Here is a 17,132-nt window from a genome sequence, read left to right on the forward strand (position 1 = left end):
CAAGGTAAACAAGCGACTAACAAAACCGATAAAACACTATCATCAGCCAATCAAGCTGCTGATATCATTCCATGTTGCAAAAACCATAAGTCCCAGAATCATGACCATGCCGATACGGAACGCCACTTCCTGCGCACCGGCGCCGAGCGGCCTGCCGCGGATGGCCTCGATTGCATAAAATACCAGATGCCCGCCGTCCAGAACCGGGACAGGCATCAGGTTCAGGAGGCCGATCGAGACGGAAAGAACGGCGGCGAGCTGGATGACGGCCGAAATACCGAGTGTCGCCATCTGGCCGGAAGCCTGCGCGACACGGACGGGACCGCCGAGTTGATCGGCGTTCATACGCCCGGTCACGAGGTTGCCGATATAGTTGAAAGTACCGGTGACGACGTGGCCCGTTTCGCGCACGCCCTCGAGCAGCGCCTGCGACGGCGAATATTCGATATGGCGAAAATTGCCGCTGCTCTGGTCGGTGACGATGCCGATGATGCCCATTTCCAGCTTGTTGCCGAACTGGTCCGTGGTTTCGGTGCGGGTCGGAACCATGGGAAGCTTCAGTTCCTCGCCCGCCCTTTCGACCGTCACGGTGATCGGCGTGCCCGGCCGGATACCGACATAACGGCGGACATCCTCGAACGTCTTTACCTTTTCACCGTCGATCGCCACCAGACGGTCGCCGGGGTGCACGCCGGCAGCCGCGGCCGCGCTGTTTTCACGCACCTCTGCCACGACCGGATCGGCGATCATGCGGCCATAGACACCGAACAGCACCGCGAAGATGAGAATGGCGAGAAGGAAGTTGGCGATAGGCCCGGCGGCAACCGTCGCCGCCCTTTTCCAGAGCTTTGCGCCGGAAAGCGTCTGCGCCCTCTCCTCCAGCGACATATGCGACAGGCCGGAGCTGTCCGGCTTACTGGAGGCATCCTCGTCGCCGAAGAATTTTACGTAGCCGCCGAGCGGTATGGCGGAAAGCTTCCATCGTGTGCCGTGCCGGTCGGTAAAGCCGATCAGCTCCGGGCCGAAACCGATGGAAAATGCGGTGGAGCGGATGCCGCTCCAGCGGCCGACAAGGTAATGGCCCATTTCATGGACGAAAACGAGCAGGGAAAGCACCAGGATGAAGGGCACGATATAGCCGGTCAGAAACCCGGTCGCGGCCATTACTGTGTTCATGACAATCTGCCCTTATATTTCATGACCTGCCGCGGCTCAGAAGCCCGGCAACAGGCCGCCGCCCGATCCGGGCACGTCGCCGGTTGCCGCCGCATGCACGAAAGCAATGAGGAATACCGTAAAGCAGGCGAAAACAAGACCGTCAACCCGGTCCATGAAGCCGCCGTGACCCGGAATAAGATGGCTCGAATCCTTGACTTGGAAACGCCGTTTCACGAAGGATTCGAAAAGGTCGCCGATCTGGCTGAACACCGAGAGGATGAGAGCGAGCCCGAGCACCAGCAGGCTGATCCTGCCGTGATAGGCAAACGACACCGCGCCGCCGCCGATCAATGCGGCGACTGCTCCGCCGATTGCGCCGGACCAGGTCTTGCCCGGAGAAATCGCCGGCGCAAGCTTCGGCCCGCCAATGGCGCGCCCGACAAAATAAGCAAGAATATCGGTCGACCAGACCACTGCGAAAACGAACAGGATGGCGACGAAACCGGTCAGCTCGTCACCGCGAATCGCGGCCAGCGAGATGCCGCTCAAACCGGCATAAACGATACCGCCGACCAGCCACCAGTTCCTGCCGCGCAACACGGGGAAAAGCGCCGCCGTCAGCGTAAAGCCTGACAGCAGCGGCAGATCGAGCGAGGGTTCGCCGAAAATCGTGTTGCCGGCGATGACGGCGACCGCGAACCAGCCCCAGGCATTGCCGGTGGAGTTCGTCTCCGACAGGCGGGTGATCGTCGCCCATTCATAATAGATGAGGATCGCCAGGAGACCGGCCACGATGCGGAACAGGATGCCGCCATACCAGGTCGCAGCCAATATGACCGCCGCCATGACGATTGCGGAGATGATCCGCAGTCTGAGTTCACGGCTCATCAGGCGCCTGCCACGGCAACCTGCTCGGCCAGAGCGCCGAAACGACGATCACGCGTTGCATATTGCTCGATTGCGGAGAAGAACAGCTGCCGGTTGAAGTCGGGCCAATATTCGGGAACGAACAGGAACTCCGAATAGGCCGCCTGCCAGAGCAGGAAGTTCGACAGGCGCTCCTCGCCGCTCGTGCGGATGATCAAATCCGGATCCGGCATTCCGGAGGTGTCGAGTCTCTCCGAAATCATCTCCGGCGTGATTGATCCCGCGTCCAGCCGGCCTTCGGCGACATCGCGGGCGATTGCCATCGTCGCGCGGGCAATCTCGTCGCGGCTACCATAATTGAAGGCGATCACCAGCGTCAGCTTGGTGTTATCAGCCGTCATGTGTTCGGCTTCTTCGAGAAGGCTGCGAATATCGTTTTTCAGCCCCTGCCGGTCGCCGATAATGCGCACACGGACGTTTTCACGGTGCAGTTCCGCAAGGTCGCGCCGGATGAAAGCCTTCAAAAGCCCCATCAGGTCGCTTACCTCGGATTCGGGCCTGCGCCAGTTTTCCGATGAGAAGGCGAACAGTGTGAGATAACGGACACCGCAGTCGCCGGCGGCGCGCACGGTCTCGCGCACAGCCTCGACCCCACGGCGATGCCCCATCACGCGCGGAAGACCGCGCTGTTTTGCCCATCGCCCATTTCCATCCATGATGATGGCGACGTGCTCGGGTATTGAGGAACGTGTCGTCGTCGGCATATCGATCCAGTAACAGGCAGCGCGAAATTAAAACGAATAAAATACGGGTCTATCGCAAGCGATACTAGACCTGCATGATTTCCTTTTCCTTCTCGCCAAGCAAGCGCTCAATTTCCGAAATCGTGTCGTCGGTCATTTTCTGCACTTTTTCCGACTGTCCACGGCTTTCGTCCTGGCCGATATCGCCGTCTTTTTCGGCTTTTTTCAGACCATCCATGCCGTCGCGGCGAACATGGCGAATCGCTACCTTGGATTTTTCGGCATAATCATGGGCCACCTTGACGAGCGACTTGCGGCGCTCCTCGTTGAGTTCCGGCAAAGGAATTCTGAGGTTCTGGCCATCGACGATCGGGTTGAGGCCAAGATTGGATTCGCGGATGGCGCGATCGACGGCGTTGACCATCGACTTGTCCCAGATGTTGACGCCGAGCATGCGCGGCTCCGGAACCGTGATGTTTGCGACCTGGTTGAGCGGAACGCGCGAGCCGTATGCCTCGATGGTCACCGGATCGAGAATATTGGCCGAAGCCCGGCCGGTGCGAAGCGATGCGATATCGCTCTTGAATGCATTGATGGCGCCATCCATGCGGCGCTTGATATCGTTGAGGTCAATACCACTCATCTTGATACTCCATCTCTATCGGCCAAGGTGGGGCGGAATCCGCCCCGGACCGACGTCGTTTTTTGATTATTTGTCGTGCACGATGGTCTTGCGGCCACCGCCGGTCAATATCTGCGCGAAACCGCCCTTCTCGTGGATCGAGAAAACGATGATCGGGATGTGGTTTTCGCGGGCAAGCGCGACAGCGGCGATATCCATGACTGCCAGACCCTTGCCGAGCACCTCGCTATGGGTCAGCTCGTCGAAACGGGTGGCTGTCGGATCCTTCTTCGGGTCGGCGGAATAGATGCCGTCCACCTGGGTGCCCTTGAAGATCGCCTCGGCGCCCATTTCCGCGGCGCGCAGCGCTGCAGCGGAGTCGGTGGTGAAGAAGGGATTGCCTGTACCGCCGGCAAAAATCACCACGCGGCCCTGCGCGAGATGATGGAGCGCCGCACGCTGCGAGAAGCTTTCACAGATTTCAGGCATCGCGATTGCGGACAGAACGACGGTGTCGATGCTGAGCTTGCGCAGCGAGGTTGCCAGCGCCAGCGCGTTGATGATGGTGGCCAGCATGCCCATGTGGTCGCCGGTGACCCGGTCGCCACCCTTGGACGCCACGGCAACGCCGCGGAAAATATTGCCGCCGCCGACGACGACGCCGACTTCAACGCCCATCGCCCTCGCCTCGGCAATATCGGAGGCGATCCGGTCTGCAACCGCCACATCGATACCGAAACCCTGATCGCCCATAAGGGCTTCACCGGAAGCCTTGAGAAGAACGCGTTTGTAGATCGGCTTGGAAGACATCATGACTCCTCGGGAAATGTAACCGAAACGCGGATACACGAAGGGCACCGCGTTGTCACGCGATGCCCTCCCGTTTTCCCAAGATTGGGTAAATATAATCAGCCCTTGGCGACTGCGGCGACTTCTGCTGCGAAATCGCTTTCTTCCTTCTCGACGCCTTCGCCGAGCAGCAGGCGAACCATGCCCGTCACTTCGATGGCAGCACCGGCTTCCTTTTCGGCTTCCTTGACGGCAGCGCCGACAGTCAGATCGGGGTTGATGACGAAAGCCTGCGACAGAAGAGCGACTTCTTCGAAGAACTTGCGCATGCGGCCGTCAACCATCTTTTCGATGATCGCTTCCGGCTTGCCGGATTCGCGGGCCTGCTCGATGAAGACGTTGCGTTCGCGCTCGGCCACGGCAGCGTCGACTTCCTCGGAGCGGATGGCGAGCGGGTTGGTCGCAGCGATGTGCATGGCGACCTGGCGGCCGATGGAGTTCAGAACGGCCTTGTCGCCGACCGACTTCAGGGCAACGAGAACGCCGAGCTTGCCGATGCCGTCGCCGGCAGCGTTATGGATGTAGGTCGCAACAACGCCATGCTCGACTTCGAGCGCAGCCGAACGGCGCAGCGTCATGTTTTCGCCGATGGTAGCGATCGCGTCCTTGATGCTGTCGGAAACGGACTTGCCGGTTGCCGGATAGGCGGCGGCGCTGACGGCGTCAACGGTGCCGTCGGTGGACAGCGCGACCTGGGCAATGCCGCGAACGAGATCCTGGAACGCGTCGTTACGGGCAACGAAGTCGGTCTCGGAGTTGAGTTCGACGAGAACAGCCTTGTGACCCATGGTGGCGACGCCGATCAGACCTTCGGCAGCCGTGCGGCCTGACTTCTTGTCAGCCTTTGCGATGCCCTTGGCGCGCAGCCAGTCGATCGCCGCTTCCATGTCGCCATTGGTTTCAGCAAGAGCCTTCTTGCAGTCCATCATGCCTGCGCCGGACTTCTCGCGCAGTTCCTTCACCATTGCGGCTGTGATTTCGGTCATTGTTTGCCTCTTATCGGTTCGATCGGTCAGCCGGCTGAATTCGCCGTGCCGAAGTTCTGGGTGATGAGTGTACCCGGCCGCACACCCTTTGAAACCGGAGACGATTTCAGGAAAGGGTCATGCGCATTCCCAAGTGCTGCGGCGTCTCCATACATCGAAACGATGGGTGCCGCTCAAGTGTGACAGCGTTATGAAAGCTGCCCGCAGATTTCTTCAACCGCATCGGAACGCTCGATACTTCACCGAAACTCAAGCGGAGCGGTTTGAAACGAACAAGGCCGTCAACCCTATTCAGGTCTTTGACGGCCTTGTCATATCCTGGTCGAGGAGACGGCGATGCGAAATCGCCGTCTGACAGGGCCTAAATCAGGCGCCAGCCTCGTCTTCGAGCGCGGGCTCGATCGGAGCTTCTTCCGAAGCGCCGATGTCGCGGCCGGAAGCGCCCTGCTGACGGGCGATGCCGTCGATGGCAGCGCGAGCAATCAGGTCGCAATAGAACGAGATGGCGCGCGATGCGTCGTCGTTACCGGGGATCGGGAAGTCGATGTGATCCGGATCGCAGTTGGAGTCGATGATCGCAACGACCGGAATGCCAAGACGCTTGGCTTCTTCGATCGCGATCTTTTCCTTGTTGGTGTCGATGATGAACATCAGGTCCGGAACGCCGCCCATATCGCGGATACCGCCGAGAGCCTTTTCAAGCTTTTCGCGCTCGCGCTCAAGGGTCAGACGCTCTTTCTTGGAATAGCCGGAGCCTTCCGAGTTCAGGATCTCGTCGACCTTGCGCAGACGCTGGATCGAGTTGGAGATCGTCTTCCAGTTGGTCATCATGCCGCCGAGCCAGCGCGAGTTGACGTAGTACTGGGCCGAACGCTTTGCGCTGTCGGCGATGATTTCAGACGCCTGGCGCTTGGTGCCGACGAACAGAACGCGGCCGCCGCGGGCGACGGTGTCGGACACGACCTGAAGGGCGCGCGACAGCATCGGAACGGTCTGAGCCAGATCGATGATGTGGATGTTGTTACGGTCGCCGAAGATGTACGGCTTCATCTTCGGGTTCCAGCGATGCGTCTGGTGACCAAAGTGAACACCAGCTTCCAGAAGCTGACGCATAGAAAAATCGGGCAATGCCATGCCTAGTTACTCCTTTTCCGGTTTAACCCCCGCGAAGCGAACAGCGCCGATTTTCATCGACACCACCGGGCGGAACGAACCGGATTTCTCCCGGAACATCCCAAGCTTCGCGTGTGGAATGGTGAGGCGCATACAGTCGCCTCAGATAAAAAGCAAGCATTTATGCGAAAAAACCGCGCGAACGGCCCGCCTTTCAGCGAACCGGCTTGTTTTCGCAGGTTTCGGGCTTGAGAATATCAAGCTTCGCGAGCTTGCCGGTCAGAACGAAATCGCCGTAATCCATGGTCAGATCGCGAGTGATTCCGTTGTCGTAAAGCTTGAAGGACATACGGTAGATCGGCAGGGCGTCGGTGCCGGTCTTATCGTTGTAATAGGCGATCGTCACCGGCCAGAACGCGGCTTTGCCGAATTCGCCCGCCTTGCCGGCCTCGGCGTCGCCGTCCTTCGGCATCTGCGCCTTGCCGACCAGCGTGGAGGTGATCAGGCTTTCGTCGCCGTCATCCGAACCGTCGAAAATGCGGGATTCGAAGATGCGTTTTCCCTGTTTGGCGTTTTCGATGACCTGGAACATGTGCTCCGTCGGAAATTCGCTGGCAACGAGATCGATCTGGCGGGCGTCCGGGCGGGTCAGATCGACCTTCACGCCTTCTTTATTGTCGATCGCAGCGCCCTGCACTTCCTTGTCCAGATTGTCGTCGGTGTAGGATTTGGTCTCGAAGGTGAATTTCTTCGCCGCCAGGTCCTCGAAGGTCGTTGTCTGCTGGTCGGTCATGCGAACCGCGTCGCCCGTGTTGATCTGCGTCACGAAACGGAAATCCGTCTTGTAACCCTGACAGGCGGAGCCGGTGAATTCATAGACCATGCGGCCCGTCATACCCTCGATGCCGGAGCGGTCCGACGCATCCTTGAGTTCGAGATCGTAGACGGCGCGATGGGCGACAAGATCCGGAACCGTGACGGGCAAGGCATTGGCGCCGTTCGACAGGCCGGTCATAAGCCCTGTTGCGGCAACGAAACCAAGCGTCCTGACAAACATGCAATATCTCCTGTTGGACTCACCGCTCATATTGTACAAGCAACCGCCCGGCTTTTGGATCAACATCTTCTGAATGCCGGATTCTTGAAGGATTTACAACAAAACCGGAGACGAAAATGTCGGACGTCATCGAAGGCCGCCTCAAGGAACTGGGCTTTACTCTTCCCGTAGCGGCAGCACCTGCCGCAAACTACGTTCCGTTCGCCATCAGCGGCAATCTTCTTTATGTATCGGGTCAACTGCCGATGGAATCAGGCAAGATTGCGGTGACGGGCCTCGTTGGCCGCGATGTTGACGTTGCAACGGCCCAGCGCGCCGCCGAATTGTGCGCCGTCAACATTCTCGCACAGGTCAAGGTTGCGTTGAACGGCGACCTCTCGAAAATCCGTCGTATCCTCAAGCTGAACGGCTTTGTCGCCTCGGTTCCGGAGTTCGTCGAACAGCACCTCGTCATCAATGGTGCGTCCAATCTGCTCGCCAACGTTCTGGGTGACGCCGGCAAGCATGCCCGCGCCGCCGTCGGCTTGGCCTGCCTGCCCTTCAATGCCGCCGTCGAGATCGACGCGATCGTGGAAATCGACGTATGACGCTTAAACTTTCCTGGCTGACGGCTGAGCCTGTCGCCCATCGCGGTTATCACGATCTGAACAAGGCGGTCTGGGAGAACACGCTCTCCGCCTTTTCCCGGGCCATAGACGCCGGTTTCGCCATCGAATGCGACGTTCAGCTTGCCGCCGACAGCGTGCCGGTGATTTTTCACGACGACGACATGGCCCGGCTGACCGGCATCAAGGGCGATGTGCGCGAACATACCTCCGGTGAATTGTCTCTGCTCTCCGTGGGCCAGACCAAGGACCGCATCCCGACGCTGAAGCAACTTCTGGCGCTATGCGCCGGCAAGGTGCCGCTGGTGATAGAACTGAAGGGGCGCGAGGGCGAAGGCGTCGATGACGGTTTTGCAGAAGCGGTTCTGGAGGACCTCGAAGGCTATAAGGGCCACGTCGCCCTGATGAGCTTCGACCATCATCTCCTCAAGGACCTGAAAGCAGCTGGCTCGCCCTGGCCGCTCGGGTTGACCGCCGAGGGCGCCAAGCCGGAAGACTTCTTCAAGCACGATGAAGCGATGCAGGTGGGGGTTGATTTCATCTCCTATCATTGGGGCCATCTGCCCAACAGTTTCATCGAGGCGCAAAGAAAACTTGGGCTTCCGATAATTACCTGGACGGTCAGGGATGAAAATGCGCGCGAGACTACCTATAAATATGCGGATCAGATGACATTCGAAGGTTTCGACCCCAGAGAGAGCCCCTCCGCCACGGCATGACAGAAGACTATTCCATTCGCGTTGCGCAATCCTTTGGGGGTATCGATCCGGAAAGCTGGAGACGGCTTTCCGGAACATCGCGCAATACGTCAGGAAAACCGTACAACCCTTTTATTTCCCACGAATTTCTCTCCTCCATGGAAGAATCCGGATCGGCGACGGCCAAGACCGGCTGGCTTGGACACCATCTGCTGCTTGAAAACGCCTTCGGCGTGCTCGTCGGGGCCGTGCCGGCCTATCTGAAGAACCACAGCAAGGGCGAATATGTCTTCGACCATGGCTGGGCGGATGCTTTCGAACGGGCCGGCGGGCATTATTACCCGAAACTGCAATGTTCGGTGCCCTTCACGCCGGCGAGTGGGCCACGGCTTCTGGTCTCCGAAACCGAAGACGAGACGCGCTTCAAGCCGCTTTTGGCCTCCGGCCTTGCCCAAGTGACGGAAAAGATCGGCGTTTCTTCCGCACACATCACATTTCTGGAAGACGCAGACCTGTCCGCGCTTCTGCCCCGCGATTTCCTGCACAGGACCGACCAGCAGTTCCACTTCATCAATGACGGCTATCGCGACCACGACGATTTTCTTGAGGCCCTTTCCTCGCGCAAGCGCAAGGGGCTGAAGAAGGAACGCCGTGCGGCGCTGGAAAACGGCATCGAAATCGACTGGCTGACCGGAAGCGATCTGACCGAGGATATCTGGGACCAGTTCTTCGCCTTCTACCTGGATACCGGCGGCCGCAAATGGGGCCGGCCCTATCTGACGCGGGAATTCTATTCGCTGATCGGCGAACGCATGGCCGACGACGTTCTGCTCGTGATGGCCAAACGCGAGGGGCGCTATATCGCCGGCGCGATCAATTTCATCGGCTCAGATGCGCTTTACGGCCGCCACTGGGGCTGTATCGAAGAGCACCCCTTCCTGCATTTCGAGGTCTGCTATCATCAGGCAATCGATTTCGCACTGGCGAAGGGGCTGAAACGGGTGGAAGCCGGTGCGCAGGGAGAACACAAGCTGGCGCGCGGTTACGTGCCGGTCACCACCCATTCGGCGCATTTCATCGTCCATCCGGGTCTGCGCCGCGCCATTGCCGACTATCTTCAGCGCGAGCGCGAAGAGGTCGAGCATATCGGCGACTATCTGGAAGACCACACACCCTTCCGCAAGGGCGACAGACAGGAACCGGACGCATAAGTATAAGTCCGCTATGAGGAGAGATCACCGATGACGGCCAGCACCTATGACGACAACAATATCTTCGCGAAAATCCTGCGCGGTGAAATTCCGAGCCACAAGCTTTACGAGGATGAGCACACACTGGCCTTCATGGATGTGATGCCGCAGGCTCCCGGCCATCTGCTGGTCGTTCCGAAAACCGGCTCGCGCAATCTGCTCGATGCCGACCCGGAAGTGCTGGCAAGGACCATCCCCGTGGTGCAGAAACTGGCTGTAGCAGCGAAAGAAGCCTTCGATGCGGATGGCGTCTTTGTCGCCCAGTTCAACGAACCCGCCGCCGGCCAGACCGTGTTCCACCTGCACTTCCATGTCATTCCGCGCAAGGAAGGCGAACCGCTGAAGCCCCACTCCGGTGCAATGGCCGATGGCGAGGTACTGAAGGCCCATGCCGAAAAGATAAAGGCGGCGCTCGCTTCGTGAGGCTCGCCTTGCACGCGACGTCATCTCGGCCCTGTGCCGAGGATCCAACCACGTAGCGTGAAATCAATCGGTTGCAGATACTCGGGACAGGCCCGAGCATGACGGAGGAGAGACCTTCGGACCAATCATTCCGGATTACGATACGCATTCCTTTCAGGCCACGGCCAGCCTTCGAGCACCGCCATATCCGGCCGGAATATCTCCACCTTCAGGGGATAGCACGGGACCGCGTCGCTGGAATGACTGTCGCCGCAATCCCCGCCGGGGCAGGCGGACAGCGCGCCGATGAGATCGATTTCCGCAAAGAGTTCCAGATAATCGCCAGGCCGCACGGGGCTCGCCTTCATGAAATATTGATGCGTGTCGCGGGTGAAACCCGTGCACATGAAGACGTTCAGAACATCGTGCACATGCGGTTCCGCCTCGCCGAATGACAGGCCCTTGGCCGAGGCAAGCGCGTTCGTCAGGTTCGAATGGCAGCAATTGTGATAATCGCCGCCGCTCAGCAGTTTGTTGGTGTAAGGATCGCACCGGGTGCCGATCACGTCATGCACGCCGCCGCCGTCTTCGTCCCAGCCGTACCATGAAAGCGTGTCGCCGGTGATGGTCGCCATCGGCCGCAGGGAGGGCAGATTGCTCCATAGCCGGTTGCCGATGGAAACATGGGTGGCATGCAAGGCACGGGTTTTGCCGCTGAAAAAACGCTCCGTCAGATCATGGGCGTTCCAGAGGTTCAAATCCCCCACCTGCGGACCTTCGATGCTGACGATGCGGAAAAAGTGCCCCTTCGGAACATTGAAGGTGCCACCCTCGCGCGGCGGTACGATGACCTCGTCTATCTTCTCCATCCCTTTTTTGGCCTGCTCCAGACGCGTAAGGTCCGGTGTCTGAAGTGTGCCGTTCGGATAAACGACAACGGGACGGACGGCGCGGCGTGCGGCGGCATCAATGGGTTCGGCGGCGGGCATCGGGGTCATGAAGTCCTCGGAACGATGAAAATATCGAAGCGAAATTGCGGCATAGACACTTGCCTGACAAGACGGGTTTTTCTTGCGCTCAGACTAAGCCTGACTTAGTCTCGCGGATCATGAAACTTCCACCGCTCGCCACCCTCCGCGCTTTCGAAGCCGCTGCCAGAAGGACAAGTTTTTCCCTGGCCGCGCAGGAACTCGGCATGACGGCGGCTGCCGTCAGCCAGCATGTGCGTAATCTGGAGGCCTGGCTCGGTGTGCCGCTTTTCGAACGCCATGCGAGAGGTGTCAGGCTGACCCCTGCGGGCCGGGAATTCGGCATCACGGTTTCGAGCGGCTTGCAGCAGATCGCCTCCGGCGCGGCACGGATCAGTCAGGGGCGCAACCGCACCGTCGTTCGCCTTGCCAGCCTGCCTTCGGTAGTCGCGCATTTTCTGACACCCCGCCTTCCCCGCTTCCGGGCGCTGCATCCCGACATACAGGTGTCGATCAGCTATTCCGGCCGGGATCACACCACGGAAGCCGATCTCAGCATCATGCACGGCGCTGTTCCCGGACGGAAAGCCGTGGCGCTTTTCAGCGCCGAGACGCGCCCGACATGCGCACCCGCCTATCTCACCAAATCCGGCCCCTTCGATGACGTGTCGGATTTGTTACGAGCGGAGCTGCTGCATGACGACAGCGAGGCGGCATGGCGGGACTGGCTGGCAATTGCCGGCATGCCTTTACCGCAGGGTGCCGGCCCCATCTTCGCGGACTTCAATCTGCTGGTGACAGCCCTCAAGACGGGACAGGGTATCGGCCTTTGCCCGACAGCGCTTCTCCGCGACGAGATCGCAGACGGTCAATTGACCATACTTTTTGATCGTGCCGCAGATGCGGACAAGCATTACTGGCTGGTAGAATCTGGAGACATGACCGAATCGGCCCGCATTCTGTCGGACTGGCTGGTTGCGGAAGCCCGAGAGAGCGAAACTCGTGGCGATTATTCCGCCGCGACGATCTGAGCAGGAGACGCTGCCGCCTCACCGTCGCGCTCCTTTGCCGACAGCCATTTGAGCAGGCGGGCTGAGGCGGCGCAGACGATGGCAAAAGCGATGAGACCGCCGAAAACATCCGAGAGATGGTGTCCGCCCTGGACGAGAACGGCCAGCAGCATCACGAAGTTTAGTGGTAAGATTATCGCCATCACCAGCCAGTGACGCGGCACGAACCAGGCGGACATTGCCGCCATGAAGATGTGAAACGACGGGAAGCCGATCAGCCCCAGCACGTTTTTGGGCGTGAGGTATGTGACGCCTTCCTGCCCCAATCTCATCAATTCACGGCCATACGCAGGATCGACCGCCAACGGGATGGTCTGGGACACCCATTGCGGCAACTCGTGATAGGCTTTTGCCCCATAGGTGGGGAAAAATATCCAGAAGATGATGCTGACCAACGCGCCGATGACCCCGGTGACGAGAAAATGATGCAGCATCCGCTCCTTACCGGTGAAACCCAGCATGATGATAATCAGCAGGAGTTGGGGCAATGAGGTCGCATATACCAGGAACAGCATTTTGCCGATCCAAGGATATGTCGCCGCCCATATAACAATATCCGGCCAGCTATAACCAAGCGCTGCATCCACGCGGAAAAGCACATCGTCGATCGCCGGAAAAGCGACGGGCAGGAACATGTAGTTGAAGACGGAGGCGACAAGCGTGAACAGGATGAACAATCCGCCCGAAATCAGCGCGGCGGCGATGCGGAGATCACGCCCGCTTTTGCGATAGAACTGGCCGAGGATAAAAACCCCGGCGCCCGCCAGGGCGCATAGTGAATATCCGGCGTAATCAACCCGAATGCCTTTGGCCGTTATCAACGCCGCATCGATCGCGAACAATATGGCGATAAAGCCAAGTACAAAACGTTCCGCCGCGAATAGTCGCATGGAGTTGCCCCTGTTTAGTCAACGGCAAACTACGGCAACGGGCTTAATATTCGGATAAGGAGAGTATTAAAAACCGAGCGCGAATAACCCACCGGCGAGAAGCAGGACCGGGACGGCGACGCCGACGATGACGCGCTGGCCGGCGAGCAGGAATGCGATGAAACCGAGTGCCGCCGCTCCGATGCGCAGCCAGAGCGGCGATGCTTCGAGCGATCCTGTCGGGAATACGATCAGCTTGGCGGTGACGGCCATGACGAGTGCTGTGGCGACCGCCCTCACCCAGTGCAGCGCCTCGGAATCCTCCTTCAGCCGGTTGCCGGCGAGAACGCCGAGCCAGCGCCAGAGATCGGTCGCCAGCCAGCCGGCGATGGCGATGAACAGATAGGGCGCCCACCAGTTTTCGGTCATCATGGCTCGCTCTCCGGTGAGACAGGTTTGATCCTGCGGCGGAACACGAACCGGTCGATCAGATAGGCCAAAGTGCCGCCACCAATCCCGGCATAGAGGATGTCGAATTCGGGTGCGATCACCGCAAAGACCGGCCCGGCGATCACGCCGACGATAAACGCGACCTTGACGACGGAATGACGGGCGGACGCCCAGATCGACGCCACGAAATAGACCGGCGTCAGAAAGAACAGCACACCGGCGACCAGCGGCGGAAACGCGGCGACGACGCCGTAACAAAGGCCGACGATGATGGCGTTGATGACGGTGAGGGTGATGCCGAAACCGGCGAACCAGGCGGCCCGCGCCTCGCGTGGTACTTTGGAGAGGTTTTGTGTGGCGAAGACCCAAGCCGTGATCGCAACGAAATGCGAAAGGAACAGCAAAATCCATGTCGGCGTCTTCGCGCCGCGCATTTCCGGAACGATGGAAGCGACCATGGGCATCATCCGCACCGATGACAGCGTCACCGCCAGAAAACAGGCGGCAAGATTGGCGCCGCCGACCATGGAGCCGATGAGAATCATCTTTGCCGGCAAGGCCCAGATCACCAGCGTCATGAACACCGCTTCGCCGCGCGCCACACCCGATTCCAGCGCAAAGGCGCTGAAACCGACGAAAGATGTCATGAGAATGAGCGAGGGCAGCGAGAATATGCCCCGCATTCCTCTGAAAAACCAGCCGCGCAGGGGCATGGTATCGCTGTCGGCAGTCTGCATTGCTGATCCACTCATGCATATTGCCCGAAAGCGTCGCGGTTTCGGGATGACGACATGCATAAAAACAGAAACATAAAGCACGCCGCATCTATCCGGTAAAACGCGACCCGCTTTATGCACGAAAATGCCGGGCTTTCGCCCGGCACCGGTTTGTCGGTCAAAAGACCGCTATCATTTCTTCTTCGGCACTTTCGGCACCGTATTCACCTTGCGGCGTGGCTTGTTCTCCTCGTCGGACTTGCTCGCCTCGGCAACAAGAACATCTGCCTCTTCATTGGCAATCGCCGCCTTCGAGGCAGGTTTCGCCTTTGCCTTCGACGCCTTGCCCGGAGACTTGGCGGCCTTGAGCTCCGCCTCCGGCTTCGGCTTCACGGGCGCGGTTTCCGGCAGAACCTCAAGCTTAAGGCCGTCGGAGCCATCGTCCTTCTTGCCGACAGTGACGCTGACGACGCCGCCCTTCTTGAGCTTGCCAAAGAGGATTTCGTTGGCGAGCGGCTTCTTGATGTGTTCCTGGATCACGCGCGACAACGGACGGGCGCCCATCTTCTCGTCGTAACCCTTTTCCGCCAGCCAGGAGATCGCATCTTCGTGCAGATCGAAGGTGACATTCCGCTCGGAGAGCTGGGTCTCGAGCTGCATGACGAACTTCTGCACGACCTTGTGGATAACGGCAGTCGGCAGCGGCGAGAACGGAATGATCGCATCCAGACGGTTGCGGAATTCCGGCGTGAACAGGCGGTTGATCGCCTCTTCATCCTCACCCGTGCGCCGCGAAGAACCGAAACCGATGGCCGATTTCGCCATTTCGGACGCACCCGCATTGGTCGTCATGATAAGGATGACGTTGCGGAAGTCGATCTTCTTGCCGTTGTGGTCGGTCAGCGAGCCGTGGTCCATCACCTGCAACAGGATGTTGTAGATGTCCGGATGCGCCTTTTCGATCTCGTCCAGCAGCACCACGGAATGCGGATGCTGGTCGACGCCATCGGTCAAAAGACCGCCCTGATCGAAGCCGACATAACCGGGAGGTGCGCCAAGCAGACGCGACACGGTATGGCGTTCCATATATTCCGACATGTCGAATCGCAGCATCTCGACGCCCAACGAGGCGGCAAGTTGCTTTGCCACTTCGGTCTTGCCCACGCCCGTCGGGCCGGAGAAGACGTAGGAGCCGATCGGCTTGTTCGGTTCGCGCAAACCGGCACGCGCCAGCTTGATGGCCGTGGCCAGCGCCTCGATGGCGATGTCCTGACCGTAAACGACCGAGCGCAGTTCCTTTTCGAGGTTGGCGAGAACCATCTCGTCATCCTTGGAAACGGTCTTTGCCGGGATGCGGGCCATCGTCGCGATGGTTACCTCGATTTCCCGCTCCGTGATCAGCTTGCGGCGCTTGGACGCCGGCAGCAACATCTGCGCCGCACCGGTCTCGTCGATCACGTCGATCGCCTTGTCCGGCAGCTTGCGGTCGGAAATGTAGCGGGCCGACAATTCGACGGCAGCCTTGATCGCCTCGTTGGAATATCTCAGGTGATGATACTCCTCGAAGTAAGGCTTCAACCCCTTCATGATTGCGATGGTGTCATCGATTGACGGCTCGTTGACGTCGATCTTCTGGAAACGACGGACCAGAGCGCGGTCCTTCTCGAAGAACTGGCGGTATTCCTTGTAGGTGGTAGAACCGATGCAGCGGATCGCGCCCGAGGACAGCGCCGGCTTCAACAGGTTCGATGCATCCATCGCGCCGCCGGAGGTGGCGCCCGCACCGATGACGGTGTGGATCTCATCGATGAACAGAACCGCGCCCGGATACTCCTCGAGTTCCTTGACGACCTGCTTCAGGCGCTCTTCGAAATCGCCGCGATAGCGGGTGCCGGCCAGCAGCGTGCCCATGTCGAGCGAGAAGATCGTGTCGTTGGCCAAAGCTTCCGGCACCTTGCCCTCGACGATGCGCTTGGCGAGACCTTCGGCGATCGCCGTCTTGCCCACGCCCGGATCGCCCACATAAAGCGGGTTGTTCTTGGAGCGGCGGCAGAGGATCTGGATCGTACGGTTGACCTCGTCGTGGCGGCCGATCAACGGGTCGATCTTGCCGTTTTTCGCCTTCTCGTTGAGGTTGACGCAATAGGCTTTCAGCGCGTCCTGCTGCTTTTTCGCGGACGGTCCTTCTTCCTCGGGATTGCTGCGGCTCGCCTTGCTTTCATTTTCGGGTTCATCGGTCCCGCGCGGCGCGCGTGTCTGCGATGTGCCCGGACGCTTGCCGATGCCGTGGGAGATATAGTTGACCGCATCGTAACGGGTCATCTCCTGTTCCTGCAGGAAGTAGGCGGCATGGCTTTCGCGCTCGGCGAAAATGGCGACGAGCACGTTCGCGCCCGTCACTTCCTCGCGGCCGGACGACTGCACATGAATGACAGCCCGCTGGATAACCCGCTGGAAACCGGATGTGGGCTTGGAATCCTCGTCGTAACCGGTCACGAGGTTGGTCAGTTCGTTGTCGACGTAATCGCTGACGGTCTTGCGCAGCGTATCGAGATCGACATTGCAGGCGCCCATCACGGCGGCGGCATCCGCGTCGTCGATCAACGCCAGAAGAAGATGTTCAAGCGTCGCATATTCGTGGTGACGCTCATTTGCAAAGGTCAGTGCCTGGTGCAGCGCCTTCTCGAGACTCGGGGAAAAAGTTGGCAC

The 17,132-nt window shown here is 59.5% G+C and carries 19 protein-coding genes; 5 read left to right on the top strand and 14 right to left on the bottom strand.

The features are described from left to right. Positions 1-42 precede the first annotated feature (42 nt). The 9 genes from rseP to RS75_RS06650 all read right to left on the bottom strand — a co-directional run bounded on the left by rseP (position 43) and on the right by RS75_RS06650 (position 7,353). The gene (rseP, locus tag RS75_RS06615; protein WP_162484795.1) at positions 43-1,164 is read right to left on the bottom strand and encodes an RIP metalloprotease RseP; all 1,122 of its coding nucleotides are present in this window, start codon (positions 1,162-1,164) and stop codon (positions 43-45) included. Between the two features lie 48 nt (positions 1,165-1,212). Continuing rightward, on the bottom strand, positions 1,213-2,046 hold the full coding sequence (locus RS75_RS06620) for a phosphatidate cytidylyltransferase (protein WP_045018539.1): 834 nt from the start codon (positions 2,044-2,046) through the stop codon (positions 1,213-1,215). Beyond that, positions 2,046-2,789 (bottom strand): isoprenyl transferase, encoded by a 744-nt coding sequence (locus RS75_RS06625; RefSeq protein WP_045018540.1) that lies wholly within the window; start codon positions 2,787-2,789, stop codon positions 2,046-2,048. The genes RS75_RS06620 and RS75_RS06625 overlap by 1 nt, the downstream gene beginning before the upstream one ends. A gap of 64 nt (positions 2,790-2,853) precedes the next feature. Next, positions 2,854-3,411, bottom strand: coding sequence for a ribosome recycling factor (gene frr, locus RS75_RS06630; RefSeq protein WP_045018541.1), 558 nt, complete (start codon positions 3,409-3,411; stop codon positions 2,854-2,856). 66 nt (positions 3,412-3,477) lie between these two features. Next, entirely contained in the window at positions 3,478-4,200 is a 723-nt protein-coding gene (gene pyrH, locus RS75_RS06635) for a UMP kinase (protein WP_045018801.1), read from the bottom strand. Positions 4,201-4,298: 98 nt separating this feature from the next. Beyond that, positions 4,299-5,225: a translation elongation factor Ts gene (tsf, locus tag RS75_RS06640; protein WP_045018542.1), complete on the bottom strand. Its 927-nt coding sequence runs from the start codon at positions 5,223-5,225 to the stop codon at positions 4,299-4,301. 366 nt (positions 5,226-5,591) lie between these two features. Next, positions 5,592-6,359 (bottom strand): 30S ribosomal protein S2, encoded by a 768-nt coding sequence (gene rpsB / locus RS75_RS06645; protein ID WP_045018544.1) that lies wholly within the window; start codon positions 6,357-6,359, stop codon positions 5,592-5,594. A gap of 6 nt (positions 6,360-6,365) precedes the next feature. Beyond that, a complete protein-coding gene (locus RS75_RS27295; RefSeq protein WP_256387175.1) occupies positions 6,366-6,491 on the bottom strand; it encodes a hypothetical protein in 126 nt (41 codons plus the stop codon). A 61-nt stretch (positions 6,492-6,552) separates the two neighbouring features. Further along, the gene (locus RS75_RS06650) at positions 6,553-7,353 is read right to left on the bottom strand and encodes a cell envelope integrity EipB family protein (RefSeq protein WP_045018803.1); all 801 of its coding nucleotides are present in this window, start codon (positions 7,351-7,353) and stop codon (positions 6,553-6,555) included. A 158-nt stretch (positions 7,354-7,511) separates the two neighbouring features. On the opposite strand from RS75_RS06650, the gene RS75_RS06655 reads away from it, so the two are divergent. The 4 genes from RS75_RS06655 to RS75_RS06670 are packed head-to-tail and all read left to right on the top strand — an operon-like array spanning position 7,512 to position 10,371. After that, positions 7,512-7,982 (top strand): RidA family protein, encoded by a 471-nt coding sequence (locus RS75_RS06655; protein ID WP_045018546.1) that lies wholly within the window; start codon positions 7,512-7,514, stop codon positions 7,980-7,982. Continuing rightward, positions 7,979-8,719: a glycerophosphodiester phosphodiesterase gene (locus RS75_RS06660; protein WP_045018548.1), complete on the top strand. Its 741-nt coding sequence runs from the start codon at positions 7,979-7,981 to the stop codon at positions 8,717-8,719. The genes RS75_RS06655 and RS75_RS06660 overlap by 4 nt, the downstream gene beginning before the upstream one ends. Beyond that, a complete protein-coding gene (locus tag RS75_RS06665) occupies positions 8,716-9,909 on the top strand; it encodes a GNAT family N-acetyltransferase (protein ID WP_045018549.1) in 1,194 nt (397 codons plus the stop codon). The genes RS75_RS06660 and RS75_RS06665 overlap by 4 nt, the downstream gene beginning before the upstream one ends. Before the next feature lie 30 nt (positions 9,910-9,939). Further along, complete coding sequence (locus RS75_RS06670) at positions 9,940-10,371, top strand: HIT family protein (protein WP_045018550.1); 432 nt, start codon at positions 9,940-9,942, stop codon at positions 10,369-10,371. Between the two features lie 125 nt (positions 10,372-10,496). Here RS75_RS06670 and RS75_RS06675 read toward each other — a convergent pair whose 3' ends face one another. Next, entirely contained in the window at positions 10,497-11,348 is an 852-nt protein-coding gene (locus tag RS75_RS06675) for an urea carboxylase-associated family protein (RefSeq protein ID WP_045018551.1), read from the bottom strand. Positions 11,349-11,458: 110 nt separating this feature from the next. Between RS75_RS06675 and RS75_RS06680 the strand changes: the two genes are divergently transcribed. Beyond that, complete coding sequence (locus tag RS75_RS06680) at positions 11,459-12,349, top strand: LysR family transcriptional regulator (protein WP_045018552.1); 891 nt, start codon at positions 11,459-11,461, stop codon at positions 12,347-12,349. On the opposite strand, the gene RS75_RS06685 is transcribed toward RS75_RS06680, so the two are convergent. From RS75_RS06685 to clpA, 4 genes are all read right to left on the bottom strand, one after another. Then, positions 12,328-13,278: a phosphatase PAP2 family protein gene (locus RS75_RS06685; protein WP_045018554.1), complete on the bottom strand. Its 951-nt coding sequence runs from the start codon at positions 13,276-13,278 to the stop codon at positions 12,328-12,330. The genes RS75_RS06680 and RS75_RS06685 overlap by 22 nt on opposite strands. Positions 13,279-13,344: 66 nt before the next feature. Next, complete coding sequence (locus RS75_RS06690) at positions 13,345-13,689, bottom strand: AzlD domain-containing protein (protein ID WP_045018555.1); 345 nt, start codon at positions 13,687-13,689, stop codon at positions 13,345-13,347. After that, positions 13,686-14,444: an AzlC family ABC transporter permease gene (locus RS75_RS06695; RefSeq protein WP_045018557.1), complete on the bottom strand. Its 759-nt coding sequence runs from the start codon at positions 14,442-14,444 to the stop codon at positions 13,686-13,688. Before RS75_RS06695 ends, RS75_RS06690 begins: the two co-directional genes overlap by 4 nt. Before the next feature lie 171 nt (positions 14,445-14,615). Beyond that, positions 14,616-17,132, bottom strand: a complete 2,517-nt coding sequence (gene clpA, locus RS75_RS06700; RefSeq protein WP_045018560.1) for an ATP-dependent Clp protease ATP-binding subunit ClpA — start codon at positions 17,130-17,132, stop codon at positions 14,616-14,618.

Origin of the sequence: Rhizobium nepotum 39/7 (assembly GCF_000949865.1) — a bacterium.
In the GTDB taxonomy this organism is placed as follows: Bacteria; Pseudomonadota; Alphaproteobacteria; order Rhizobiales; family Rhizobiaceae; genus Agrobacterium; species Agrobacterium nepotum.